General features: G+C 68.2%; 22 protein-coding genes. 13 read left to right on the forward strand and 9 right to left on the reverse strand.

Annotation, left to right across the window (positions count from 1 at the left end; genetic code table 11):
• The first annotated feature begins 5 nt into the window (after positions 1 to 5).
• The 7 genes from QQS53_RS04300 to QQS53_RS04330 all read left to right on the forward strand — a co-directional run bounded on the left by QQS53_RS04300 (position 6) and on the right by QQS53_RS04330 (position 6,311).
• A complete protein-coding gene (locus QQS53_RS04300; protein ID WP_472774681.1) occupies positions 6 to 704 on the forward strand; it encodes a histidine phosphatase family protein in 699 nt (232 codons plus the stop codon).
• The gene (locus QQS53_RS04305) at positions 704 to 1,588 is read left to right on the forward strand and encodes a DegV family protein (protein WP_472774682.1); all 885 of its coding nucleotides are present in this window, start codon (positions 704 to 706) and stop codon (positions 1,586 to 1,588) included. Before QQS53_RS04300 ends, QQS53_RS04305 begins: the two co-directional genes overlap by 1 nt.
• A 170-nt stretch (positions 1,589 to 1,758) precedes the next feature.
• Positions 1,759 to 2,541 (forward strand): ComEA family DNA-binding protein, encoded by a 783-nt coding sequence (locus QQS53_RS04310; protein ID WP_472774683.1) that lies wholly within the window; start codon positions 1,759 to 1,761, stop codon positions 2,539 to 2,541.
• Complete coding sequence (locus tag QQS53_RS04315) at positions 2,538 to 4,253, forward strand: ComEC/Rec2 family competence protein (protein ID WP_472774684.1); 1,716 nt, start codon at positions 2,538 to 2,540, stop codon at positions 4,251 to 4,253. The genes QQS53_RS04310 and QQS53_RS04315 overlap by 4 nt, the downstream gene beginning before the upstream one ends.
• Position 4,254: 1 nt before the next feature.
• On the forward strand, positions 4,255 to 5,232 hold the full coding sequence (gene holA / locus QQS53_RS04320) for a DNA polymerase III subunit delta (RefSeq protein ID WP_448879059.1): 978 nt from the start codon (positions 4,255 to 4,257) through the stop codon (positions 5,230 to 5,232).
• 51 nt (positions 5,233 to 5,283) lie between these two features.
• Positions 5,284 to 5,664: an ankyrin repeat domain-containing protein gene (locus tag QQS53_RS04325; RefSeq protein WP_368520323.1), complete on the forward strand. Its 381-nt coding sequence runs from the start codon at positions 5,284 to 5,286 to the stop codon at positions 5,662 to 5,664.
• On the forward strand, positions 5,661 to 6,311 hold the full coding sequence (locus QQS53_RS04330) for a LysE family translocator (RefSeq protein ID WP_472774685.1): 651 nt from the start codon (positions 5,661 to 5,663) through the stop codon (positions 6,309 to 6,311). Before QQS53_RS04325 ends, QQS53_RS04330 begins: the two co-directional genes overlap by 4 nt.
• On the opposite strand, the gene QQS53_RS04335 is transcribed toward QQS53_RS04330, so the two are convergent.
• From QQS53_RS04335 to QQS53_RS04350, 4 genes are all read right to left on the reverse strand, one after another.
• Positions 6,207 to 7,676: a type II restriction enzyme gene (locus tag QQS53_RS04335; protein WP_472774686.1), complete on the reverse strand. Its 1,470-nt coding sequence runs from the start codon at positions 7,674 to 7,676 to the stop codon at positions 6,207 to 6,209. The two genes, QQS53_RS04330 and QQS53_RS04335, sit on opposite strands and share 105 nt — an antisense overlap.
• Positions 7,673 to 8,527: a DNA adenine methylase gene (locus QQS53_RS04340; protein WP_472774687.1), complete on the reverse strand. Its 855-nt coding sequence runs from the start codon at positions 8,525 to 8,527 to the stop codon at positions 7,673 to 7,675. The genes QQS53_RS04335 and QQS53_RS04340 overlap by 4 nt, the downstream gene beginning before the upstream one ends.
• A 163-nt stretch (positions 8,528 to 8,690) precedes the next feature.
• Positions 8,691 to 8,954: a 30S ribosomal protein S20 gene (gene rpsT / locus QQS53_RS04345; RefSeq protein ID WP_070769038.1), complete on the reverse strand. Its 264-nt coding sequence runs from the start codon at positions 8,952 to 8,954 to the stop codon at positions 8,691 to 8,693.
• Positions 8,955 to 9,163: 209 nt separating this feature from the next.
• Positions 9,164 to 9,727: a type II toxin-antitoxin system PemK/MazF family toxin gene (locus QQS53_RS04350; RefSeq protein WP_070769037.1), complete on the reverse strand. Its 564-nt coding sequence runs from the start codon at positions 9,725 to 9,727 to the stop codon at positions 9,164 to 9,166.
• A gap of 86 nt (positions 9,728 to 9,813) precedes the next feature.
• On the opposite strand from QQS53_RS04350, the gene lepA reads away from it, so the two are divergent.
• The gene (lepA, locus tag QQS53_RS04355; protein WP_472774688.1) at positions 9,814 to 11,661 is read left to right on the forward strand and encodes a translation elongation factor 4; all 1,848 of its coding nucleotides are present in this window, start codon (positions 9,814 to 9,816) and stop codon (positions 11,659 to 11,661) included.
• Positions 11,662 to 11,677: 16 nt separating this feature from the next.
• On the opposite strand, the gene QQS53_RS04360 is transcribed toward lepA, so the two are convergent.
• A complete protein-coding gene (locus QQS53_RS04360) occupies positions 11,678 to 12,310 on the reverse strand; it encodes a hypothetical protein (RefSeq protein WP_472774689.1) in 633 nt (210 codons plus the stop codon).
• A 103-nt stretch (positions 12,311 to 12,413) separates the two neighbouring features.
• Here QQS53_RS04360 and QQS53_RS04365 point away from each other — a divergent pair, with 103 nt between their 5' ends.
• A complete protein-coding gene (locus QQS53_RS04365; RefSeq protein WP_472774690.1) occupies positions 12,414 to 13,823 on the forward strand; it encodes a M20 metallopeptidase family protein in 1,410 nt (469 codons plus the stop codon).
• On the opposite strand, the gene QQS53_RS04370 is transcribed toward QQS53_RS04365, so the two are convergent.
• Positions 13,705 to 14,676, reverse strand: a complete 972-nt coding sequence (locus QQS53_RS04370; protein WP_472774691.1) for a CPBP family glutamic-type intramembrane protease — start codon at positions 14,674 to 14,676, stop codon at positions 13,705 to 13,707. The genes QQS53_RS04365 and QQS53_RS04370 overlap by 119 nt on opposite strands.
• A gap of 85 nt (positions 14,677 to 14,761) precedes the next feature.
• Between QQS53_RS04370 and QQS53_RS04375 the strand changes: the two genes are divergently transcribed.
• The 3 genes from QQS53_RS04375 to QQS53_RS04385 are packed head-to-tail and all read left to right on the forward strand — an operon-like array spanning position 14,762 to position 17,600.
• Complete coding sequence (locus QQS53_RS04375; RefSeq protein WP_472774692.1) at positions 14,762 to 15,895, forward strand: sensor histidine kinase; 1,134 nt, start codon at positions 14,762 to 14,764, stop codon at positions 15,893 to 15,895.
• A complete protein-coding gene (locus QQS53_RS04380) occupies positions 15,892 to 16,524 on the forward strand; it encodes a response regulator (RefSeq protein ID WP_472774693.1) in 633 nt (210 codons plus the stop codon). The genes QQS53_RS04375 and QQS53_RS04380 overlap by 4 nt, the downstream gene beginning before the upstream one ends.
• Positions 16,525 to 16,544: 20 nt before the next feature.
• Positions 16,545 to 17,600 carry an LD-carboxypeptidase gene (locus QQS53_RS04385; protein WP_472774694.1) on the forward strand — a complete coding sequence of 352 codons (1,056 nt, stop codon included), beginning with the start codon at positions 16,545 to 16,547 and terminating at the stop codon, positions 17,598 to 17,600.
• On the opposite strand, the gene QQS53_RS04390 is transcribed toward QQS53_RS04385, so the two are convergent.
• On the reverse strand, positions 17,563 to 17,994 hold the full coding sequence (locus QQS53_RS04390) for a hypothetical protein (RefSeq protein WP_472774695.1): 432 nt from the start codon (positions 17,992 to 17,994) through the stop codon (positions 17,563 to 17,565). The two genes, QQS53_RS04385 and QQS53_RS04390, sit on opposite strands and share 38 nt — an antisense overlap.
• Positions 17,995 to 18,072: 78 nt before the next feature.
• On the reverse strand, positions 18,073 to 19,959 hold the full coding sequence (locus QQS53_RS04395; RefSeq protein WP_472775050.1) for a BCCT family transporter: 1,887 nt from the start codon (positions 19,957 to 19,959) through the stop codon (positions 18,073 to 18,075).
• A 241-nt stretch (positions 19,960 to 20,200) separates the two neighbouring features.
• On the opposite strand from QQS53_RS04395, the gene QQS53_RS04400 reads away from it, so the two are divergent.
• A complete protein-coding gene (locus QQS53_RS04400) occupies positions 20,201 to 21,571 on the forward strand; it encodes a YeeE/YedE thiosulfate transporter family protein (protein WP_472774696.1) in 1,371 nt (456 codons plus the stop codon).
• 184 nt (positions 21,572 to 21,755) lie between these two features.
• On the opposite strand, the gene QQS53_RS04405 is transcribed toward QQS53_RS04400, so the two are convergent.
• Complete coding sequence (locus QQS53_RS04405; RefSeq protein ID WP_472774697.1) at positions 21,756 to 23,444, reverse strand: FUSC family protein; 1,689 nt, start codon at positions 23,442 to 23,444, stop codon at positions 21,756 to 21,758.
• Positions 23,445 to 23,613: the final 169 nt, after the last annotated feature.

The following is a 23,613-nucleotide window of genomic DNA, read 5'->3' on the forward strand; positions in this document are numbered from 1 at the left end:
CCATCATGAGCCGCCGCCTGATCCTCATCCGCCACGGACAGACCACCTATAACGCTACGGGCCGCATGCAGGGCCACCTGGATACGGAGCTGTCCGAAACCGGCTACGCCCAAGCCCGGGCGGCCGGCGAGTTGCTGCGCGGTGAGGGCGTGGCCAAGATCGTCGCCTCGGACCTGCGCCGCGCGGCGGAGACCGCCCGCGTGGTCGGCGAGACCCTGGGGCTGGACTACCAGACCGATCCGCGCCTGCGGGAGACCAACCTGGGCAACTGGCAGGGGATGAGCTCCGCCGAGGTGGACGAGCAGTTCCCCGGCGCCCGCGCCCTCTGGCGCCACGACGCCACCTGGGCCCCGCCGGAGGGCGAATCCCGCGTGCAGGTGGCCGAGCGCGCCCGCCCGGTCATCGACGAGCTCATGGAGTCGTTCCAGGACTGGAACGGTCAGGCGCTGCTGGTGGTGGCCCACGGCGGGGCCATCGCGGCGCTGACCTGCCACCTGCTCGGCCTGGAGCATAGCCAGTACGGCACGCTGTCCGGGCTGAAGAACACCCACTGGGCGCAGCTGACCGCCCGCCCGGTCTTCGACGCCGCACGCCCGCTCGCCCCCGTGCACTTCGATCCCGCCCAGCCAGCCAAGGCCACCTGGTACTTCGACGGCTGGAACATGGGAGGGCGCGTCGTCGGCGACGGCGGGGCTGATATCTAGTGGCGGTACGCGTAGTTACGGATTCCTCGGCCGGGCTGCCGGAGGAGATCGTGGCGGAGCTGGGCATCGGTGTTATCGAGCTCCACGTCATGGACGGCGAGGGCAAGGACGGCACCGAGCAGTCCACCTCCGGGGTCAGTGCGATTGAGCTCGCGGCCTTCTACGGCCGCCAGATGGAGCGCGCGGCCGCCGCCGGCGGGGAGGAAGCCGTGTTGGCCATCCACCTGTCGAAGGAACTGTCCTCGACCTATTCTTCCGCCGTGACGGCCTCCGGGGCCTTTGCTGCCGATGCCCTGGCGGTCATTGACTCCGGCTCCACCGGCATGAGCATGGGCGCGGCGGTCATGGCGGCCGCGCGGCTGGCCCAAGACGGCGCGGACCTGGCGGAGTGCCGGGCCGCGGCCGAGGACACGCTGGCGCGCTCCAATACCTGGGTCTACCTGTCCAGCACGGACGATCTGCGCCGCTCCGGGCGCATGTCCACCGCCACCGCCATGCTCTCGACCGCGCTGCTGGCCACCAAGCCCATCATGGAGCTCGTCCACGGCAAGGTGGACCTGGTGGGCAAGACCCGCACGCAGACCAAGGCCTTTACCAAGCTGGTGGAGCTGGCCGTCGAGCGGGCCGAGGGCGAGCCCGCCTTCGTGGCCATTCAGCACAACGGCGACGAGGAGGCCGCTGAGCGCCTCCAGGATCTGCTGGACGGGGCCTTACCGGAGGGCTCGTCCTTCATGCTGCTCCCGCTGGGCGGGGTGCTATCCGTGCACGTCGGTTCCGGCGCCATCGGGGTCTCCGCGGTCTTCGCCACCGAAACCCCGGTCCCGGCCCCGAAGCCGAAGAACCCTTTGGGCACCTTCGCCGCCCGCCACCAGCGCGAGCAATAGCCGCTAGACAGCAATGTAGCCAACGAGGACGAAATTTTTCGTGCCTCGATGGGACCATTGCGAGTAACCAATAAAGGATCCATTATGGGTTGGGGTTAAATTCCGGTTTGTGGCCGGTGTGGAGGGAAAATCCCTTCCCTTTCCGGCGGTGGCACTTTAGTCTCGGCGGCATGAGCGCACCGCATTTGAGCGACAGACTAAAGGAACTGACCCGGCCCACCGGGACCGAGGAGCTGATGGACGTGTCCTTCCCGGCTCCCCGGTTCCGCATTCCCGTCGCACCCGCCGCCGTGTTGGGCGTCTTGCTCATCCTCGGCCTGGTGGTGTGGGTGGGCTGCACCGCCTTGCGGGACGACCCGGCCGAGGAGGCGCACCTGGCCTGGCAGGAGGGTGGGCCCGAGATCGAGGAATCCAACCTGACGCTAAGCGGCCATCCGGCTGAGGCCGGCGGGGCAGGTGCTGCCGCAACTGAGCAGGCCGCGCCGACTACGGGCCCGGTGGTGGTCTCCGTGGTCGGCAAGGTCGCCCGGCCCGGGTTGGTCACGCTGGAGCCGGGCGCGCGGGTGGCGGATGCGCTCGCCGCCGCCGGCCCGCTCCCAGAGGCAGACCTGGCGCAGGTCAATCACGCGCAGGTACTCCAGGACGCCCAGCAGATCCACGTGGTCGGCCCCGGCGAGACCCCCGTGGAGCCCGGCGGACTCCAGGGCGGGGATGGCACCGGCGACGGTGGCGGTGGCGGCGGCTCCTCGGCGGCCGCCGGCGGGGCGGTGAATATCAACACCGCCAGCGCCAGCGAGCTGCAGTCCCTCAGCGGGGTGGGGGAGGTCACCGCCGCGGCCATCGTCGACTACCGCGACAGCATCGGCGGGTTCAGCGCGGTGGACCAGCTGCTGGAGGTCAGCGGGATCGGGCCGGCGAAGTTCGCGCAGCTGGAAGGGCAGGTGACCGTGTGAGGGAGCTGCGCCTGGTGCCCGCGGCCGCCAGCGTCTGGGCAGCCACCCTGGCCGTGGTGCTGGGCTGGCCGCTGGTGGGCCTGGGCGTGGTGGGAGCGGTGGTCGTGGCTGCCGCGCTGCGCCGGCACGCCGGCCAGGCGCTGGTGGTGGCGGTAACCGGCAGCGTGGCGATGGCGGTTGCGCTGGTGCGGCAGGCCCGCGCCGCGGCGTTCGCGCCCACCGGGCGGCTAGAAGGCGAGCTGCAAACGGCCCCGGTGGCCCTGGACAGCGGCGGGTGGCTGCTGCGCCTGGACGTCGAGGGCGTGCCGGGGACGGTGCCGGTCTTTAGTGAGTCGCTTCCCGAGGTTGCCGGCTTTGCCGCGCCGCCGGCGGGCACGCGGGTGGCCGTGGACGGCACGGTGAGTGAGTCGAACCGCCCCGGGCTGGTCGACGTCGTGGTCAACGGGGAGGTTACTACCATCGCCGCCCCGCAGGGCTGGGCGGGTTGGGCCGCCGGGGTGACTGAGAAATTCCAGGCGGTGGTGCTGGATACTGTGGGCCCGGCCAGCCAGGGCCTGCTACCCGGGATGGTCCTGGGGGACGTGGGGCTGCAGGACGTGGCCGAGCGCACCCTGTATATCGAGACCGGTCTAAGCCACCTCTCGGCGGTCTCCGGGGCCAACGTCGTGGTGGTCACCGCCGCGGCCGCGCTCGTGGCGCGCTGGGCGCGGGCGTCGCCGTTAGGACAGGTGTTGAGCGCGCTCGGGGCGCTGGCAGTCTTCGTGGCCTTGGTGGGCGCGGAGCCTTCCGTGCTGCGCGCGGCCGTGACCGGCATGGTGGGGCTGTTGGCGGTGGTGAACTCGTCGCGCATGGAACCTGTCCACGGCCTGTGCCTGGCGATCATCGGGCTGCTGTGGTGGGACACGGAGCTGGCGGTCAACTACGGCTTCGCCCTATCCGTGGCGGCGACGGCGGGGATTGTGGCGCTGCAGCCGGTCTTCTACCGCTGGCTGGCCCCGCTCGGCCTGCCGGACCTGCTGACCCGGGCCTTCGCGGTGGCGGTGGCGGCCGACATCGTGACCATCCCGATCGTGGCGCTGATGGCCGGGGAAGTCTCGGTGGTCTCCATCGTGGCGAACGTGGCCGTCGCCCCGGCCACCGCGCCGGTGACTGTGGTGGGGCTGCTGGCCGCCATCGCGGTCAACATCCCGGGGATCGGGGCGCCGCTGGCGGGTGTGCTGCTCAAGGTGGTGGAGCCGTGCACGTGGTGGATCAACTCCGTGGCGCACGCGGTGCGGGATCTGCCCCTGGCGGTGGTGACTGCGGGCCCGGTGGCGGTCGCGCTGGTTTACGGGTGGGTCGTGGCCGGCTTCCTCTTCCACCGGCCGCGGCTGACGGTCACGCTGGTGCTGAGCGTGGCAGCGGTGCTGGGGCTGGCGGGTTCTCTGGGGCATGCGCCCGCCTGGATTCAGGCCCGGGGCGGGGCGCGCCTGCACACCAGCGCCCCGGAGGTCGACCTGACCGGCCTGCGCGCGCACGTGGTGGACACGGACGACGACATCGAGCCGATCCCGCCCGGCACGCAGGTGATCGTGGTCTTGTCCGGCCAGGGCGCCGCGGCGGACCGGCCCACCCGTACGCAGGACCATATCCCGGTGCTCTACCCGGCCCGGGACGGGCCCGTGCGGGTCTATGCGGACGGCACCCAGCACGCGGTGGACGGGAGGTTCTAAGATGAAGGGCATGCCAGCTTCACCGGTCCACCTCATCGTCGGCGACGACGAATTCCTCACCGAACGCGCCCGCCGTACCATCACCAAGCAGGTCGCGGCGGATACCGGCCAGACCCCGGAGATGACCACCCTGCGGGCCAGTGAGGTCACCGAAGGCGAACTGGCCGAGGCCACCAGCCCGTCCCTCTTCGGCGACAACCGGCTCATCGTGGTCACCGACGCCGAGAAGGTCGGCAAGGAGCTAACCGGCCTGCTGATTAACTGCGCCAAGCAGCTGGCCCCGGGCATGACCCTGGTGGCGGTCTACAGCGTCACGGCCAAAACCCTGAAAAACAAGAAGAAGCAGCCCGAGCTGGTCACGGCGTTTACAAAGCTGGGGGAGCGCCACGACGCCTTTTCCCTCTACCCGAACGAGCTGGGCCGCTGGGTGACCAAGGAATTCTCCCGCCACAAGGTGCAGCCGACCCCCGACGTGGTCAACGCGGTGCTCCAGGGCGTGGGCTCGGATCTGCGAGAGCTGGCCTCGGCGGTCAGCCAGCTGGTCGCGGACACCGGCGGCAACGTCACCATGCAGGCGGTCCAAGAATACTATTCCGGCGTGGCCGAGGTGGCCAACTGGGATATCGCGGACGCCGCGGTCGCGGGCAAGACCAACACCGCGGTGGCCACCTGCCGCCGCGCGCTGCAGCTGGGCGCAAGCCCGGTGGCCATCGCCAGCGCCCTGGCCAACAAGGTCAGCGCCATCGCGCGGCTGTACTCCGCCCGCGGCGACCAGTATTCCCTAGCCAAGCAGACCGGCCTGAACCCGTACGTGGTCAAGCTGACCCAACCGGTGGCCCGCCGCTGGTCCGGCCGGGCGGTCACGGAGGCCGTCATCCTCATCGACGAGCTCGACTACGATGTCAAGGGCCAGTCCGGCAAGGACCCGGACTTCGCCGTGGAGTCGGCGGTGCGCCGGATCGCGGAGCTGGCCGGATAAAAAGCCGGGCCTAAGGCCGGTCGGCCGCGGCCAAAGATTAGGCTGGAGTGCATGACTGCACCTGGACCGGAACTGCAAGACCTCGTTAACCGCCTCTTCGATATGGCCCGCCAGGGCGATAAGACGCTGCTGGACTACATCCACCAGGGCGTGAATATCGACCTGGTCAACCACGAGGGGCAATCCTTCGTCATGCTCGCCGCCTACCACGGCCACGCCGAGCTGGTCGCTGCCCTGGCGGAGGAGGGTGCAAACGTGGACCTCCTCAACGATCGGGGCCAGTCGCCGTTGGCCGGCGCCATTTTTAAAAAGGAAGACGCGGTTATCGACGCCCTCCTGGCCGCCGGCGCCGATCCGCAGGCCGGCACCCCCAGCGCCCTGGATACCGCGCGCATGTTTGAGCGGACCGACCTGGTCGAGCGCCTTTCGTGAGCTGGTCATCGTTTCTCGCGATCATCGTGATGAACCTGGTCGGGGCCGCCAGCCCCGGCCCCGACGTCATCCTGGTGACCCGGTACGCCACGAAGTCCCGCCGGCACGCCATCGCCGCCGCCGCGGGCATCCAGGTCGGCGTGCTGATGTGGTGCACGCTGACCGTCTTCGGCGCGGCCGCGCTGCTGAGCACCTTCCCGTCCGTTTTGGGCTTCGTCCAAGCCATCGGCGGCGCCTTCCTGGTGTGGATGGGCTGGAAGACCATGCGCGCCGGGCTGGCGGAGCGCCGCAACCCGCCGCAGAGCCTGGATGACGCCGTGCAGCGGCTCGGCCGCATGCGCCAGGCCTTCCGGCTGGGGCTGGCGACCAACCTGTCCAACCCGAAGATTGTGCTGTTTTTGGCCGCTATGATCGCGCCGCTGCTGCCGGCGCACCCGCCGCTGGGGCTCTCGGTCGCGCTGGTGCTGTCGCTGTCGCTGTCCAGCTTCCTCCTCTTCGTCGCGCTCAGCTGCGTGATTTCCACCAACGCGGTCCGGCGGAAGCTACTGGCGGCCGGCCCCTGGATCGACATCGCCGCCGGCGCCTTCTTCCTGGTGGCTGGCGTCCTGCTGGCGGTCAACGGCCTGCGGGAGATCCTCTTCCCATAGGCCCGGCTGCCCGGCCGCGGGCTCGGCCTGGGCGGCGTGGGCCAGGTCCCGGACCCACTCGGTCCAGGCGGCGACGGTGGCCGCGCGCCGCTTGAGGGTGGTCTCGCCCAGGCCCAAGCCTGCGCCGCGCATGATCTCCTCGGCCTCGTCGCGGCCTATCTTTTCCCCGGCCAGCGCGCGCTGGGCGGCCGTGCGGAAGACCCCGCGGGCGGCCAGGCGCTCCACGATGGCGAAGTTGCGCGCGTCCAGGTCATCGAGCGCCATGACCTGCTCGCCCAGCTCGGTCAGGGTCACTCCTCGCTGGCTGATGCGGACCAGGCCGAGGTAGGCCGCCGCATTCGCGTAGTAGTCCGCCTGCCGGGCGGTAAAGCCGTAGGCGGTGTGGATATAGTCCTTGGTCAGCGGCTCCTCGCTGGCGTCGAGAAGCTCGCATAGGTTGACCACGCGCGCAAACGAATCCGCCTGCGGAAAGGGCGCTGCGGCTGGCTCCGGTTCCACGCGGGTGCGCTCGATGGCGTCGAGGAGTGAAGCGGCCGTCAGCTGGGTGCTGCCCAGGCAGTAGCGTGCCGAGCGCACCTGCCGGATGCTGCGCGGGTCGTTCTCGTCGCCGAAGGCGTAGAGGAACAGGTGGAAAACGCCGTTCGAATACAACAGATAGACCGGCAGCACCGGCTTGGAGACCACCTGTCGGAAGCGCCGGTAGGGGAAGTACAGCTGGCGGATGTTGAAGTCCTCGGGCAGGTGGTTTTTCGCCTCGATGAGCACTAAGCAGTCCGCGGACTCGTAGCCGCCGTCGATCTCCATCTGCGCGCGGTTTACGGTGAAGTCCCGGCCGTCCAGCCGCAGCGGGATCTGGTGGGTGGACATTCGCCCTGAGACCGTCGAGCGCAGGGGAGCGCTGCCGATGAAGTCTTCCAGGATGCCGCTAAGATCCGCCGCGGCCAGGGCCAGCGACTCGGAGGTTAACTGGGAAAAGTCCAGGGACTCGATGTCGGCCGGCACCGGCAGGCGCCGGGTGGGCTGCGGCCCGCGCTCGAATTCCTGGTAGAGGCCGAACTTGCCGACCAGGTAGGTATCCCGCGACAGCGGCACCACGGACAGGCCGTATTTGCGGAATGGCCACGGCCGCGAGCTGGAGTAGTCGTGCTTGGCCATCAGCCGGGGCTCGCGCCGGCTGATCTTCTTCAGGCGGGAGGCGGTGATGCGGGCGAAGCCGTCGCGCGCAAGCGGCGCGGCGAATTCCTCGGCGGCGAAGACGCGCAGCCAGCCGACGTCGTTGACGCCGAGTTTCGTGTCCTTGCCGATGCCAAAACGGTCGCGCAGCTCGGCTATTTCGGCGGCCTCGGCGTCGGTGGGCCGCCTCATGCGGTGGCTCCTCCTGCGGTGTCGGTGTAGTTGCGGACTAGGACCTCATCGACCTTCCCGCGCCTGGAGGCCACGGAGTTGATGGCCCGGGTGGCGCCGACGATCTCGGTGGGGTAGTCCGCATAGAGGTCCCGGATGAAATCCGTGGCGGAGTTCGACAGAAGGAAATTGACCCCGCGTGCGTCCAGCTCGTCGCAGGCCCGCTTGAGGCGTTCCTGCTGGCTGCGGTCGAAGCCGCCGGCGGCGTAGCCGGTAAAGGAGCTGGTGACGTTGACCGGGTCGTAGGGCGGATCGAGGTAGACGAAGTCGCCGGCCTGGGCGGCCTCCAGCAGCACCGCGTAGTCGCCGTTGAGCAGTTCGACGTCGTTGTCGCGCAGGTAGGCGCCCACCGCGCGCAGGGTGGGCTCGTCGCAGATGGTCGGGTTCTTGTAGCGGCCGAAGGGCGCGTTGAACTGGCCGGCGGAGTTGACCCGGTACAGGCCGTTGTAGCAGGTCCGGTTCAGGTAGACCGTGCGGGCGGCGCGCTCGACGGCGCTGAGCGCAGCGAAGACCTCCGGGTCGCGGTCCAGGGCGCGCAGCTCGTAGAAGAACTCCGGGGTATTCGGGTAGCCCGCCAGCAGGCCGATGAGCTCGTCCACGTGGTCGCGGGCGACCCGGTAGACGTTGATGAGCTCGGTATTTAAGTCGTTGACCGTGGCCTTTCCCGGGGCGAGAGCGAGCAGTACCGCGCCGCCGCCCAGGAAGGGCTCGAAGTAGCGCTGAAACCCGGCCGCGGGGAGGGCGGACCGAATGGCTGGTAGGAGCTGGCGTTTGCCGCCTACCCATTTCATCAAAGGTTTCAGGTTGTTCATCGTGGCAATATCTTAGCGCCCCGGCCGACCCGCCGGCCGCGCGGCCCGCCTTGCGGGGAACAGGTGTTCGCCTGGAGGGGTAAAATAAAGGCCGTCGGCCCGCGGGGAGGGATCCTCCCTAGTGTGCGGGCCGGCGGCCAGTATTTATGAACCCGGGGTGGGCTTAGGCCATCTTGTTGAAGGCGTTAGCCATGCCGGACTTCTTGTTAGCAGCGGTGTTGCGGTGGAACACGCCCTTGGACACGGACTTGTCCAGGGAGCGGGAAGCAACGCGCAGCTGCTTCTCAGCGGCAGCCTTGTCACCGGAGGCGACAGCCTCGCGGAACTTGCGGATCTCGGTGCGGACCGCGGAGCGGATGCCCTTGTTGCGACGGCGAGCCTTCTCGTTGGTGATGACGCGCTTCTGCTTGGACTTGATGTTAGCCATAGCTTAGAAATACCTCTTAAGTAATCGATCTGATTGACAACGAAACTTGGGGCACTCTCCGGACATGGCTCCAGGCCACCGCTGGTGGCCGCGGCGCCGGCGTACAAGGCGAACCCAAGGTCCTGCCCGCCCGGCCGACGCGCCCGGAGTCCAAGTAACCCGGCTATCTTAGCAGCCGGGCGCCTGCCCGGCCAAAACGCGACTTCGTGCTAGGCCCAGTGGTAGACGGCGCGCAGGCGGTTGGCGATCCGCTCGAAGCGGCGCTGCGGGAACAGGATGCCTTGGCGGCGGACTTGCTCCTCGCTGATTTCCAGCAGGCGGTCCAGGCGGATCCAGCACTGCCGGCCGGACTCGTCCCATTCGCCGGAGCCTATCTCCAGCCAGCAGTCGTCCTCGGCGTGCTCCGGATTGGGGGAGATGAGCAGGCCCAGCACCGTGGTGCGGGTGCGGCCGACCACGAGGACCGCGCGCTCGGTGGGCGGGGACTGCGGGCCGCCGGTGGGTGCCCAGACCCAGACGACCTCCCCGGAGTCGGCCTGGCCGTCCATGTCCGGGGCGAAGAAGATGGACCGCGCTCGGTCCTGGGTGGCCTCCACCCGGATGCTGGCGGGCTTGCGCGGCTCCCAGCTCGTGCGGTGTCCGTGCAGGCCCAGGCTCTGGTTGATGTGGCTGAGTCCCTTGTCGATGGGTTCCTTGTCGCCCACGCCCAGCGCGTGCAGGACTTTCCGGCCCCAGGAGGGCGAAGAGGTGCGAGCAGACTCGGGGTTAACCATGTGTCTATCCTACTTGCCGGTAGCGCCCGTGTCTTGGGTAAGCTGGGACGGACTACCTATTTACTCGAGGAGATTAAGGGACATCGTTGTCTGAGAATTTTGCGGCCACTACGTTCACGGATCCGTCCAAGATCCGGAACTTTTGCATCATTGCTCATATCGACCACGGGAAGTCGACCCTGGCCGACCGCATTCTCCAGCTGTCCAAGGTGGTAGAGGAGCGCGACATGCGCGACCAGTACCTCGACAACATGGACATCGAGCGCGAGCGCGGCATCACCATCAAGGCCCAGAACGTGCGCCTGCCGTGGGTCCCGCAGTCGGGCGAACTGGCCGGCACCCAGATGGTCCTGCAGATGATCGACACCCCGGGCCACGTCGACTTCTCCTACGAGGTCTCCCGCGCGCTCGAGGCCTGTGAGGGCGCCATCCTGCTTGTCGATGCCGCCCAGGGCATCGAGGCCCAGACCCTGGCCAACCTCTACCTGGCCATGGAAAACGACCTGGAAATCATCCCGGTGCTCAACAAGATCGACCTGCCGGCGGCCGATCCGGACAAGTATGCGCTCGAGCTGGCCAACATCATCGGCTGCGAGCCGGAGGAGGTCCTGCGCGTGTCCGGCAAGACCGGCGAGGGCGTCGTGGAGCTGCTCGACCGCCTGGTCGACCTGGTGCCGGCCCCGACCTCGGAGGGCGGCTCGGACGCCCCGGCCCGCGCGCTGATTTTCGACTCCGTCTACGACACCTACCGCGGCGTGGTCACCTATATCCGCATGATGGACGGGACCCTGAAGCCGCGCCAGAAGGTGCTCATGATGAACACGGGCGTGGAGCACGAGATCCTGGACATCGGCATCGTCTCGCCCACGCCCACCTCCTGCAAGGGGCTGGGCCCCGGCGAGGTCGGCTACCTGATCACCGGCGTGAAGGACGTGCGCGAGACCAAGGTGGGCGACACCGTCACCTGGGCCAAGAACGGCGCGGCCAACCCGCTGCGCGGCTACGAGGACCCGAAGCCGATGGTCTATTCCGGCCTGTTCCCCATCTCCCAGGCGGACTTTCCCGACCTGCGCGACGCGCTGGACAAGCTGCAGCTTAACGATGCCTCCCTTACCTTCGAGCCCGAGACCTCCGTGGCGCTGGGCTTTGGCTTCCGCTGCGGTTTCTTGGGCCTGCTCCACATGGAGATCACCCGCGACCGCCTGCAGCGCGAATTCGACCTGGATCTCATCTCCACCGCGCCGTCGGTGACCTACCGCGTGGTCGGCGAGGACGGGGAAGAGCAGATCGTGCACAACCCCTCCGACTGGCCGGGCGGCAAGGTCGGCGAGGTCTACGAGCCCATCGTGAAGATGACGGTCATCGTGCCGGAGGAATTCGTCGGCCCCACCATGGAGCTGTGCCAGTCCAAGCGCGGCCAGATGGGCGGGATGGATTACCTGTCCGAGGACCGCGTCGAGCTGCGCTACACCATGCCGCTGGGCGAAATCATCTTCGACTTCTTTGACATGCTCAAGTCCCGCACCAAGGGTTATGCCTCCCTCAACTACGAGGAGGCCGGCGAGCAGCTGGCCGACCTGGTCAAGGTGGACATTCTGCTGCAGGGCGATCCCGTGGACGCGTTCTCGGCCATCGTCCACCGCGACCACGCCCAGCACTACGGCAACAAGATGACCAAGAAGCTCAAAGAGCTCATCCCGCGCCAGCAGTTCGAGGTGCCCGTGCAGGCGGCGATCGGCTCGAAGATCATCAGCCGTGAAAACATCCGCGCCATGCGCAAGGACGTGCTCGCCAAGTGCTACGGCGGCGACATCTCGCGCAAGCGCAAGCTGCTGGAGAAGCAGAAGGCCGGCAAGAAGCGCATGAAGTCCATCGGCTCGGTCTCCGTGCCGCAGGAAGCCTTCGTCGCCGCGCTGTCGACGGACTCCGACTAACTCTTACTAGCTCCAGCTAGTAGAGCACCACGCGTGCGTTATTCCCGCCGGTGCACTCGATGGAGTTGTCTGCCGAAACGCTGCACTGCAGCGCGTAGGTTTGGCCCGTCGTCGGGCTGGTCACGGAGATTTCCGGCTGGTAGAAATCCCGGATGTTCTCGCCGGTGGGGTGGTGCCCGGCGGTCTGGGCGTTGACGACGGCGCTCCCGAATCCGCAGCTGGTGTTCTCGCCGGCCAGGACGGTGTGCAGCCCGAAGCCGTCGCCGAGGAGACAGACCTCGTAGTAGGTGCCGGCTACGGTGGCGGTCTGGCCGGGGGCGGGGTTGCGTTTTACCAGATCGAGGTAGTCGGAGGCGACGTGGTCGACGGCGCGGTTGCTCGCGCCAGCTGCCGCGTCGTCCTCCCGGAAGGTAGCGGCGGTGTTTTCGGCCGCGGAGGAGGCGTCGGCACCGTCGCCAGGGGAGTCGGTGGATGTCTGGGCCCTCGAGCTGGCCTGGGGGTCGGTCGGGGCAGGCTCGTTCGTCTGGCTGGATTGCTGGGTGGGGGTGCTTCCCGCTTCGGGGGTCGGGGTGTTTTGGGCGGATTCGCCGGTGGAACACGCGGCGACGAAGAAAAGCGGGGCAAGGGCCAAAAGTGAAGTGCGTCTCATTAGAGTCAGGCTAGTGTGTATACAGGTGCGATGGAAGGGCTAGGCGAGAAAAACTTGGTACGCTCGGTGGCTAAACGCCAGTAATAAGGAGTTAAAGATCACGATGACGGTGCCTCAGTCCCCGGAGCAAAAGGACCCGCGAACCGCCTACCGTACCGGCCCCTACCGGCAGCCCTCCCCGGAGCAGTCCGTGCCGCGGCAGGGCCAGCAGCTGCCCCCGCTGCCCGTCACGCAGGCAACCCTGGATTCGCGCCCGGCGGGGGAGGTCCTGCGCGAGGACGGAGCACAGCTGCTCGAGCACCTGCAGGTGCTGCGCCGCGACCTGCACCAGAACCCGGAGATCGGCAACCACACCCCCTATACCCAGGCCAAGGTACTCGAGGAGCTATCCGGGCTGCCGCTGGAAATCACCACGGGCGTCTCGGTCACCTCCGTGGTGGCGGTCCTGCGCGGCGGCAAGCGTGGCGAACATCCGGTCTCCGTCCTGCTGCGTGCGGACATGGACGCCCTCGAGGTCGCGGAGCGCACCGGCTCCCCGTTCGCGGCCACCAACGGCTATATGCACGCCTGCGGGCATGACCTACACACTGCCGCGCTGGTGGGCGCGGCGAAGCTGCTGAGCCAGCACCGCGAGGAAATCCCCGGCGACGTCATCTTCATGTTCCAGCCCGGCGAGGAGGGCCCGGGCGGTGCGCGCCCCATGATTGAGGAGGGCGTGCTGGATGCCGCCGGCCGCCGCCCGGTGGCCGCCTACGGCATCCACGTCGGCCCGCAGGACTACGGCAACTTCTACCACGTGCCCGGCCCGCTGATGGCCTCCTCGTCCAACCTGCGGCTGACCGTCCACGGCAAGGGCGGGCACGGCTCCCGCCCGCACGACGCCATCGACCCGGTCGCCGCCATGGCCGAAATCCAGGTGGCCCTGCAGACCGCCGTCACCCGCCGCTTCGACGCCATGAACCCGGTGGTCATCACCGTGACCAACCTGTGGGCCGGCGACGGCGCCATCAACGCCATCCCGGACAAGTGCGGCTTTTCTGCTACGGTGCGCGTGCTTGACGATGCCGCCATCGACCGCGTCCGCCAAGTCATCACCGAGGTGGCCTCGAACGTGGCGGCGGCGCACCGCTGCGCGGTGGACATCGACTTCGAAATCCTCTATCCGACCACCAAGACCAACCCGCGCGAGAACGCCTTCGCCGCGGGCGTGTGGTCCCGCCAGTTCGGTTCGGACCGGGTGGTGCCTATGCGCTCGCCCATGATGGCGAGCGAGGACTTCGGCTTCGTCCTCCAGCAGGTGCCGGGCACGTTCGTGTGGCTGGGTACCGCCAACCCGGAGACCCCGCAGGCCAAGCGCGAGTGGAATCACTCGCCGCTGGCGCGCTTCGACGACTCTATTCTGGGCGATCAGGCTGCCGCACTTGCCGGGGTGGCCTTTGAGCGGCTGGTGGCTGAGGAGCTGCTTCCGTCGCCGACCATTCACGCGGCTCGTCAGGCAGCCCAGCAGGGCTAGCCGCCACCAGCTGCGGGCGGCGGCGCACTAGGTAGAGAATCCAGGCGGTCGCGCCTCCGGAGAAGACGACCTCGGCGGCAACGGATGCCCAGCTCACCTCCACGGCGTTGGGGTCCGTAATGCCCACGGCCGCGGTGCCAAAGGCGAAGACGTTGCCCACGGTGTGGACCACGGCGGCGGCCTCGATGCCGCCGGTCTGCCACGTCAGCACGGTCGCGGCCGCGGCGAAGACCGCGATGGCGGCCAGCCCCTTGGCATCGTAGGCATGCCCGGCGATAAACAGCCCGAAGCCGGGCAGGTAGGCCAGCCACGGCCATCGGATCCAGCGCCCCAGCCACTGGGGGAGGAGAGCACGGAAGACTAGTTCCTCGCTGAGTGCTTGCAGCGGAACCAGCGTCACCGTGAGTGTCAGCAGCACGGCCGCGGTGGAGTCCCACCGCGGGGAATTGCCCTCTATGACCGTGACTGGGAGGTAGGCCACCGCCCAGGCGAGCGCGGCCGGCAGCACGGCCTGAGCGGCCAGCCCCCAGCGCACGCGGCCGGTAACCGACCACAGCCCGCCGGCCCCGCGCCGGGCAGGTGGCACGCTCCGGCCGCACCGGCAGATGCTTGCGGCCACCCAGGCGGCGGCGCCGAGGACAATGATGAGCCCTAGGCCGACGGCGAAGGGGCCGGGCCGGGACATGTCGTCGATGGCGTCGATGGCCTCGCTGCCCAGGCTGAACCCGGCGACCAGGGTGAAACCGAGGAAGAAAACCGCGGCGAAAACGATGAAGACTGCGGCTTCTAGCAACGGGCGCCACCAGCCGCCCGGCAGCACACGGTGAAAAGAACTCTGAGTTAATGTGTCCATGCCCTCCACAGTGTCAGGTTATGGACCGCGGAGTCTCCTCCCCGGGGAGGATTTCGCGGCCTCGGTGGCCGCCTATACTGAGCCCATGACTGTGGGACCGGAGACCGTGCGCCGGATAGGCATCGTTGTGCTGTGCGCCCTGTGCGACCTAGCGGTGGGGCTGGTGCTGGTGGGCATTGACCTGGAGGATTCACCCGTCGCCGACACGCCGGAGTTCGGCGCCTACGTGGCTTTCATGGCGCTCGTCGGCCTGGTGGGGTGGCCGCTGTTGTTTATCGGACTGCGCCACGATCCGGAGGAAGACTCCGCCCACCCCGGCCCCCGGTCGGCGCTGGTCTGCAGCGTGCTGGTGATCCTCTGCAGCTTTTCCTATTTCGGCTTCGCCTCCTCCGTGGTGGCTTTTATCTCCCTGGTCGGGCGCGGCTCCACCCGGTGGTCCGTGGCCGGGGTGATCGCGATGGTGGCCGGCGTGCTGGTGGATTGGGCGTTTAACCCCAGCGGCGCCCCGCCGTTAGACGACTGGTATTTCCTGGCCGCGCTCGCGGTGGTGATGGTCCCCATGCTGCTCGTCGGCATGGGGCGCGCGGCCAGCAAGCGGGACCAGCGCGCCCGGGTAGCGGCCGCCGCCACCGCCGAGCGCGAGCGCCTGTCCCGCGACCTGCACGACAGCCTCTCGCACCGGCTCAGCCTGATTTCCCTCTACGCCGGGGCCCTGGCCGAGCGCGCGGACTTGAGTCCCGAGCAGCAGCGCCGCTCCGCCGAAACCATCCGCGCCGAGGCCGCCCACGCCGTCGACGACCTGCGTCAGGTGCTGCGCTCCATCACCTCGCGGCAGGCCCCCGGGCCCGGCGTCCGCGAGATCATAAGCTCCGCCCAGGAGGCCGGCGACGCCATCACCTTCACCAGCGACGGCGCCACCCCGCGCCTGTCCACCGCGGCTGCCCAGGCTCTGGCCCGCGCGCTGCAGGAATGCCTGACCAACGCCCGCAAGCACGCGCCCGGCCAGCCGGTCACCGTGGTGGAGGCCACCGAGCCCCAAGCCGGCACCTACACCTGCCACGTCAGCAACCCGCTCCTGGCGGGGGTAGCGGGGAAGGGCACCGGCCGCGGGCTGGAAGGCATGCGCCAGCGGCTGAAGCTGGTGGGCGGTAACCTGGCCATCGACCAGGGCCGCGAGTTTTGCGTGCGCATCACCCTGCCGCTCAAGGAGGCGCAATGATTAGGGTCGTCATCGTCGACGACGAGGAGCTGGTGCGCGGCGGCGTCCAGCTGGTGGTGGAATCCGATCCGGAAATCCAGGTGGTCGGTGAGGCCAGCAACGGCCGCGATGGGGTGGCGGTCGTCGCCGACCTGCAGCCCGACGTGGTGCTCATGGACATCCGCATGCCGGTGCTCGACGGCATCACCGCGGTGGAAAAGATCGACCCGGCCGTGCCAGTCATCATGCTCACCGCCTTCGACACCGACGAGTTCATCGCCGCCGCCCTGCGCGCCGGGGCCGTGGGCTTCCTGCTCAAAAACACCCCGCCGAAGGCCCTGACCGCCGCGGTGCGCGCCGCGCACGAGGGCCAGCAGATCCTCTCGCCCGGGGTGGTGGGCTCGCTGCTCGATGCCGAGCCGAAGGCCACTCCCAAGCAGGCCGCCGCGCGTGCGAAGCTGGCCAACCTCTCCGGGCGCGAGCTAGAAATCGCCCGCCTGGTGGCCGAGGGGCTCAGCAACGCTGAGATCGCCGCGGCCGAGTTCGTCTCCATCACCACGGTCAAAACCCACGTCCAGCACATCCTGCGCAAGCTGCCGGCGCGCAGCCGCATCCACATCGTCATCACGGTGCTGGATGCGGGTCTGTAGAAAAGTAAAGGCAGAACAACATGACTGAACAGTTTCCATTAACTGTCGGCGGCACGAGCTACGTCGCGGTCGTGGCTCCCTCGGCAGCGGTTTCCGTCATCGGCCCCGCGGTCCACCGGCAGGCCATGGCCCGCGTGACAGAACTTTTCCGCCTGCCGGTCAGGGAGGGTTCCTCCGTTTGGGGCGGGACTAGCCCCGCGCAGCGCGCGGCGGAGATCAACCACGCGATGTCGGATCCGGAGTGTGCGGCGGTGCTGGCCGTCGCCGGCGGCAACGACTCCATCCGGTTGTTGCGCCACCTGGACCCTGAGGTGCTGGCCAGCAGTGCTGTTCCCTTCATCGGCTACAGTGACAACACCGCCATTCACAATTTTCTCTGGCGGTTGGGGAAGCGCTCGTTCTACGGCGGAGCCACCCAGGTGCAGTTGGGGCCGGGGCCGGGGATGGATCCGGAACACGTGGCATCGTTGGGAGCCGCCGTGGCTGGCCAGGGAACACTAGAACTGTCTGCGCCCGCGGCATACGAAGTCCGCGGCGTTGAGTGGCAGGATCCGCGGGCGTTGGACAGCTACGGTCACCGCGTGGAGTTTCCTCCCTATGTCTGGGAAGGGGCCCGCAAGGCGGTGCGCGGGCGCACGTGGGGCGGGTGCCTCCAGACGGTCGTGCAGCTGGCCATGATGGGGCACCTTCCGGAGCCACCCGAGCTTGCAGGGGCCGTTATGTTCCTCGAGCTTTCCGACGAGCCGCTCGGAGATGGCAATGTGTGCAAACTCGTGCGTGCCCTAGGCGAGGCGGGGTATTTCGACGCGGTCGCGGCCCTCGCCCTGGCCTTGCCCCCGCACTCTGTTAGCGGCCCCGGCGGGCAGGTGAGACCCGATCCGGCGAAAGCACGCGCGCTGCTGGCCGAGATGTCGGAGCAGGTCGATGCCTACAACCCGGAACTAACCCGGGTGCTAGGGCTGCCCATCGGGCACCAGCGCCCGCAGTACGTCATTCCGTACGGCGGCGAGCTGCTCATCGATGCCCGCCGCCGAGAGGTTACCGCCCTGTACGGCGACGGCCCCGCGGGCCAGTGATGAGGACGATGAGGGCGGCGACGATGCCGATGGCCGCTATGACCACCGGCGCCCACCCGGCCGCGCCCCAGTAGGCGGGGTAGTAGCGCAGGGCGTAGCCGAAGACCTGGCCGTCGTCGAACTGCTGGACCAGCGAGGCCGCCAGCCACCACAGCTTGGCGGTGGCCAGCACCGACCCGGCAACCAGGGTGGCGGCGATGCCGGCGCGGCCGCCGCGGCGGAAGGCCCAGCACAAAAGGCCGACTGCTACCAGGACGATGCCGGCCATCGTGGCGGCGAACCACAGCGGGGTCTGGATGGAAAACGGCGAACCGTTCAGCAAGAACTCGTGGTCGACGCGGTGCTGGTCAATGAGTGTGAATCCGTCGAGGACGACGTCTGCGGGAAGGCCCATACCTCAAAAGCCTAGCGGCGCCCGCTCCAGCCCGGGCGGAATAGCGCTGTAAGACTGGCCACTTGGGCGCTAGTCCTTCTACCCCTTGTGGTCCTGCTGGCTTTCCGGGGCGTCTGCGCGGGTTTGTTTCGCCTGCTTGGCCTTCTCGCCGATGTAATTCGGGTGCGTGGAATCGTGCTTCGGGTCGTAGCCGTCGGACCAGGTGTCGGTGGAAAAGTCGTAGTCGACGGCGTCGCCGGCCTCGTCGGTGCGCTGGTACCAACGAGTGTAGCGGCCGGCCGCGGAGTCGAAGTCGGAGCCGGCGCCGCGCCCGTCGGCGGCGTGCTCGACGGAGAACTCGAAGTCGTCGCCGTGCTCCTCGATGCCGCGGATTACCGCGTTTTCCACCGCCGTGCGCGCGTACTGGCGGCGGATGAACATCGGGTCGCTGCGCAGATCCACGATGAAGGCGACCATCATCACCAGCAGTACCACGCAGAAGGGCAGCGCCGACAGGATGGTCAGGTTCTGCAGGCCGGACAGGACCTCCTCGCCGCCGGTCAGAAGCATGACCACGGCGATGCCCATCATGCACAGGCCCCAGAAGACCACCAGGGCCTTGTTCGGGGAGGGGTTGCCCTTCGAGGCCATGGTTCCCATGATGACCGAGGCCGAGTCCGCGGAGGTGACGAAGAAGATGGCCAGCACGCCCAGCAGGATGAACGGGGTGATGGTGCCCAGCGGCAGGTTGCTGAACATGTTGAACAGGATGGCCTCGCCGGAGGCGTCGGCGTCGAAGCCCGGGATGCCGGCGTCGTGGAAGGTGATGGACGTCCCGCCGAAGATGGTGAAGGCCAGGATGAGGATGATGGTCGGGGCCAGGATGGTCACCGCCGCGTACTGGCGCAGGGTGCGCCCGCGGGAGATGCGCGCGACGAACATGCCGACGAACGGCGCCCAGGCGATCCACCAGGCCCAGTAGAAGGCGGTCCAGTAGGACTGGAACTCGACCGTCTCGTCGCCCCAGGACAGCGACTTCGACATCATCGGCAGCAGCTCGTCCAGGTAGGTGACCATGCCGGACGGCAGCAGGTTGAGCAGCAGCAGGGTGGGGCCGGTGATGAAGACGAAGGCCACCAGCGCCAGGGTGAGCGTGATGTTCAGGTTGGACAGGTAGCGGATGCCGCGGGAGACGCCGGAGACCGCGGAGATGACAAAACCCACACCCAGCACGGCGATGATGATGAGCAGAATTCGGTTGGGTAGCGGCCCGGCGCCGGAGATAATCTCCACGCCCTGGCCGATCTGCACGGCGGAAACGCCCAGGGTCGCGGCGGTGCCGAACAGCGTGGCGATGAGCGCCATGATGTCGATGACCTTGCCCAGCGGGCCGTCGGTGTCCTTGGAGCCGAACAGCGGTTTAAAGATGGACGACACCAGCGGCACGCGCCCGCGGCGGTAGGACGAATAGGCGATCGCCGCGCCGACCAGCGAGTACATCGCCCACGGGGAAATGCCCCAGTGGAAATGGGACTGCGCGACCGCCTGGTGGAGGGCCTCGACCGTGCCGCCTTCGTCCACGGTGTGCGGCGGCGGGGTCAGGTAGTAGCTCAGCGGCTCGGAGGGGCCGTAGAAGAACAGGCCGACGCCGATACCCGCGCCGAACATCATCGCCACCCACGAGAAGAAACCGAACTCCGGCTGCTCGTCGTCGGTGCCCAGCTTGATACGGCCGAGCTTCGACAGGCCCACGTACGCCATCACCACGATGGCCAGGATCATGGTGATGTTTAGCAGCCAGCCCGCGTTGGTAATCGCCCAGCCAAAGGCCGCCGATGCCGTCTGCGCCACCTGGTCCGGCAGCATCACGCCCCAGGCAATGAAGCCGACGACGAGTACCGCCGTCACGCCGAAGATGACCTTGTCCAGGCCGAAGGTGTTGCGCTGGTCTTCCACGCCGATGCCCGGGACCAGGCCCGGGTGCATGTTGTGGGGGTAGAGGCCCACCGCGGGCCCGGGGCTGCCGGCCGGGCCGCCGCCGCGCGGCTGCGGCCTGCTGGAGGCTGCGGAAGAGGTAGACGAGGTCGGCGAGGATTCAGGCTCAGGTTTAGACACGAGGGTCAATCATTCAGGATATCGATGTCTACCACAACTCGAGCACCCCGCGTCTACTGCTTAGTCTGCTCATGCTAGACAATCCCGTCTAGTGCCGGATAGGCTAGGCGCCATGTTGATTTCCGGACTTCTGGTGGGCGGCGTCTTCGGCGCCGTCCTGCAGCGCGGGCGCTTCTGCGTGACCGGCATGCTGCGCGATATTTTCATGAACAAGACCTGGCGCGGATTCACCGCGCTGATGATCCTCATCTCCGTGCACGCCTTCGGCCTGACCCTGCTGACCAGCCTGGGCGTCATCCAGCCCGAGGTCGCCAACTTCACCCCGGTGGCCATCATCGTGGGCGGCTTCATCTTCGGCCTGGGCATCATCCTGTCCGGTGGCTGCGCCTCCGGCACGTGGTACCGCTCCGCCGAGGGCCTGGTCGGCTCCTGGATCGCGCTGCTGCTCTACGGCCTGTCCGCCGCGGCGATGAAATCCGGCCCCCTGGCCGAGGTCGACGGCTGGTTCAAGCAGTGGGAGATGCCGCTGACCACCATCCACGGCGCGCTGGGGATTACGCCCTGGCTGCTGGTTGCTGTGGTCTGGGCCGTGACCTTTGGGCTGTGGCGCCACTACCGCCGCAAGGACGCCGGCCGCCCGAGCTACGACCTGGGGCAGCCCTGGTGGGCCCGCCCGCTGTCGCTGAACACCGCGGCCATCCTGGTAGGCCTCATCGCCACCGTGGCCTTCCCGCTGTCCGCCGCCACTGGGCGCAACAGCGGCCTGGGCATTACCACCCCGACCGCCGACGTCATGCGGTATACCACCACCGGCGACGGGCAGTACCTCAACTGGGGCACGCTGCTGGTTCTCGGCCTGTTCATCGGCGCCTTCCTCGCGGCCAAGGCCACCGGTGAGTTCCGCGTGCGCGTCCCGGACGCGCAGACCGCCTACCGCGCCGTGGCCGGCGGCATCATGATGGGCGTGGGCGCGTCCCTGGCCGGCGGCTGCACGGTCGGCAACGGCATGGTGGAGACCTCCCTGTTCAGCTTCAAGGGCTGGGTCGCCCTGCTGTTCATGGCCCTGGGCGTGGCCGTGGGCGCCAAGCTGTGGCTCAAGCCCCACCGCGCGGCCGAGTCCCCGGCCTCGGCCGAAGACGCCGTGCTTCGCGACGCCCCAGCCACCACCCACCAGCCCTTTCCTGTTGCCACCGGCGCCGTCGCGCTCAAGCCCCAGGTGAGTACGTCCACCCAGAAGGCCCGCCCGCTGGGGCAGGGCCGCTACGCGCTGGACACACTGGGCGCGGTCTGCCCCTTCCCGCTGATGGAGGCCAAGCAGGTCATGGACGAGCTGGAGACCGGCGAGGCCCTGGTCATCGACTTCGACTGCACCCAGGCCACCGACTCCATCCCGGCTTGGGCAAACGATGCCGGCCACCGCATCACCGACTTCCACCGCGCCGGCGATGCCGGCTGGCAGGTCACCGTCGTTAAAGGAGGCTAATCACAGGGGTGTGAGTTAGGATGAAGGGGCATCGCAGGTTATAGCGATGCCCCTTTAACTTTGTGTCAGCGAGGTATAAACCCACCATGCAGTTCCCAGAATCCGTCGTGGCCGAACTGGAAGAGCTTTTCGCCCCGGTGGTCCAGGAGCATCTCCTCGATGCTTCCCTGCTGCTGCAGCCGCGCTAGCGGGCCTGCGGACTGGCCATTCTCACCTTGTCCGCCAACTGGCGGATATCCGCGGCGCTGGGCTGGCTATCCGGCGCCAAGTTACAAAAGTCCAGCAGTTGGTAGCCGGCGTGCTGGATCGCCTCGTGTTGGGCGCTGAACTCGCCGAGGCGATCCGGCTGGTTGGCGCCCACCGACTGGATGGAGCGGCGCTCGGACAGCAGCTCGTACTGCAGGTCGCGGCGCTGGCTTAAGGATTGCTGCGGCGTTTCGGTCAGCAGGGCGCCCAGCAGCGCGCCCATCGACTCGTAGCAGCGGATCTGCAGCCGGTGGTGGTTCAGCGCCGCCGATGCCGGCCGGTACAGCCACAGCGCCAACAGCGCGAACAGGATGGACAGGGAAATCTCCGCCATGCGCGCGCCGACGACGGGCGCCAGCTCCGGCGCCTGCGAGTTGCCCATCAAAAGCGCCAGCGGCGTCGAGAAGATCACGCAAAAGGCGTAGTTTTTCACCACGAAAATCTCCGCGAAGAACTGGCAGGCCGCCAGCGCCAGCAGCAACGACCAGCCCCACACGCCGAAGTAGTGGAAGGTGGCGAACAGGCACACGCCCAGCACCGAGCCGGCCGCGCGGTGGATGGCGCGCACCGTGCCCGGCACCCGGTCCGGGCCCCACTGCAGAATCAGCAGGACGGAGATAGCACCCCAGTCCGGGCGGCCCAGGCCGAGCGCCACGCCCAGCAGCGCGGTAATCAGGCCGGCGAAGAAGACGCGCTCGGCGGTGATGAAGGCGTGCCCGTTGCGCACCGCGGAGCGGTACAGGCGGTAGGTCACCGTCGGGCGGCTGTGCGGGATGACGGTGCGGCTCGGATCGATGTCGTTGGGGGCATCGGTGAGCAGGGCCTCGGCGGCGCCGAAGTCGTCGCGCAGGTTATGCCGAACGATGCTACGCTGCGCCGCCAGCGTGCGCCGCACCAGCTCGGACTGCGACAGGTTGATAATGCGACCACCGCTAACGATGCCCGCATCCGCCAAAGACTGCCACGCATTCGACAGCGCCGTTTGCGCCTGGTGGTGGCGGGCCAGGTGGTCCTTGTCGGCGTTGGCGTAGTCCTCTGCCGCGCGCTCCAGGGTGTCGACCACGCGGCGCTCCGGCCCGTGCTTATCCAGCAGCGACGGGGCCATGCCGAGGATCCACGCGGTACCCGCGCCCACACAGGCCCACAGGATGACCTCGCCGACGTGGGTGCCGCTACGGGCGAGCATGGTGGAGCCACCCGAGACCATCACAATGAAAAAGCCGCCCGGCGGCGGCAGGCGCAGAGCGTTTTGGACGAACGCGGCCGTGGTGGCCAGCAGCACCGTAAACAGCGCTGAGAGGATAAGCCACCAGTGGCCGTGGCCGGGGGCGAAGACCAGCGTGCCCACCAGGGTGCCGGTGGCCGATCCGGCGACCAACAGCGAGCCGGCCACCGCGATGACGCGGGCGCGCGTGCGGTAGGGGTGGCCCTCGCCGTAGATGACGGCGAAGGCGCCGGTGGCGATGAGCAGGATAGCGTTGGTATAGCCCAGCAGCAGGGCCACGCAGCCCGGCAGGAGGATGGCCAGGGCGGCGCGCAGCGCGCCGGGCCACCGCGGGGCGGAGGAGTGGAAGGTGGTCAGCAGCTGGAGGGTACTTGGTCTCTGGGGAGTAGGGTTGTCCGTCACGGTGCTGCTACACGTTCCTTTCTCGTATCAAATTTGTTCGGCCAATACAGCGTACTCTTCCGCGGCAGTTTCGCGAACTCTTGCATTCCTTGAGTATCTGTTTTCCACAGGCCGCGGTTCCCGAGTGTTAACCATTCCACTCGGGCGGCCGAGTTATCCACAGGCGCGG

This window comes from Corynebacterium sp. 2571A, from assembly GCF_055700935.1.

Excerpts from the sequence above, each read along its gene's own strand:
- QQS53_RS04385 (WP_472774694.1), top strand. The coding sequence starts at position 16,545 with ATGACTGAACAGTTTCCATTAACTGTCGGCGGCACGAGCTACGTCGCG.
- QQS53_RS04360 (WP_472774689.1), bottom strand. The coding sequence starts at position 12,310 with ATGAGACGCACTTCACTTTTGGCCCTTGCCCCGCTTTTCTTCGTCGCC.
- QQS53_RS04350 (WP_070769037.1), bottom strand. The coding sequence starts at position 9,727 with ATGGTTAACCCCGAGTCTGCTCGCACCTCTTCGCCCTCCTGGGGCCGG.
- QQS53_RS04400 (WP_472774696.1), top strand. The coding sequence starts at position 20,201 with ATGTTGATTTCCGGACTTCTGGTGGGCGGCGTCTTCGGCGCCGTCCTG.
- rpsT (WP_070769038.1), bottom strand. The coding sequence starts at position 8,954 with ATGGCTAACATCAAGTCCAAGCAGAAGCGCGTCATCACCAACGAGAAG.
- QQS53_RS04365 (WP_472774690.1), top strand. The coding sequence starts at position 12,414 with ATGACGGTGCCTCAGTCCCCGGAGCAAAAGGACCCGCGAACCGCCTAC.
- holA (WP_448879059.1), top strand. The coding sequence starts at position 4,255 with ATGAAGGGCATGCCAGCTTCACCGGTCCACCTCATCGTCGGCGACGAC.
- QQS53_RS04375 (WP_472774692.1), top strand. The coding sequence starts at position 14,762 with ATGACTGTGGGACCGGAGACCGTGCGCCGGATAGGCATCGTTGTGCTG.
- QQS53_RS04380 (WP_472774693.1), top strand. The coding sequence starts at position 15,892 with ATGATTAGGGTCGTCATCGTCGACGACGAGGAGCTGGTGCGCGGCGGC.
- QQS53_RS04300 (WP_472774681.1), top strand. The coding sequence starts at position 6 with ATGAGCCGCCGCCTGATCCTCATCCGCCACGGACAGACCACCTATAAC.
- QQS53_RS04310 (WP_472774683.1), top strand. The coding sequence starts at position 1,759 with ATGAGCGCACCGCATTTGAGCGACAGACTAAAGGAACTGACCCGGCCC.
- QQS53_RS04335 (WP_472774686.1), bottom strand. The coding sequence starts at position 7,676 with ATGAGGCGGCCCACCGACGCCGAGGCCGCCGAAATAGCCGAGCTGCGC.
- QQS53_RS04325 (WP_368520323.1), top strand. The coding sequence starts at position 5,284 with ATGACTGCACCTGGACCGGAACTGCAAGACCTCGTTAACCGCCTCTTC.
- QQS53_RS04390 (WP_472774695.1), bottom strand. The coding sequence starts at position 17,994 with ATGGGCCTTCCCGCAGACGTCGTCCTCGACGGATTCACACTCATTGAC.
- QQS53_RS04340 (WP_472774687.1), bottom strand. The coding sequence starts at position 8,527 with ATGAACAACCTGAAACCTTTGATGAAATGGGTAGGCGGCAAACGCCAG.
- QQS53_RS04370 (WP_472774691.1), bottom strand. The coding sequence starts at position 14,676 with ATGGACACATTAACTCAGAGTTCTTTTCACCGTGTGCTGCCGGGCGGC.
- QQS53_RS04395 (WP_472775050.1), bottom strand. The coding sequence starts at position 19,959 with ATGCACCCGGGCCTGGTCCCGGGCATCGGCGTGGAAGACCAGCGCAAC.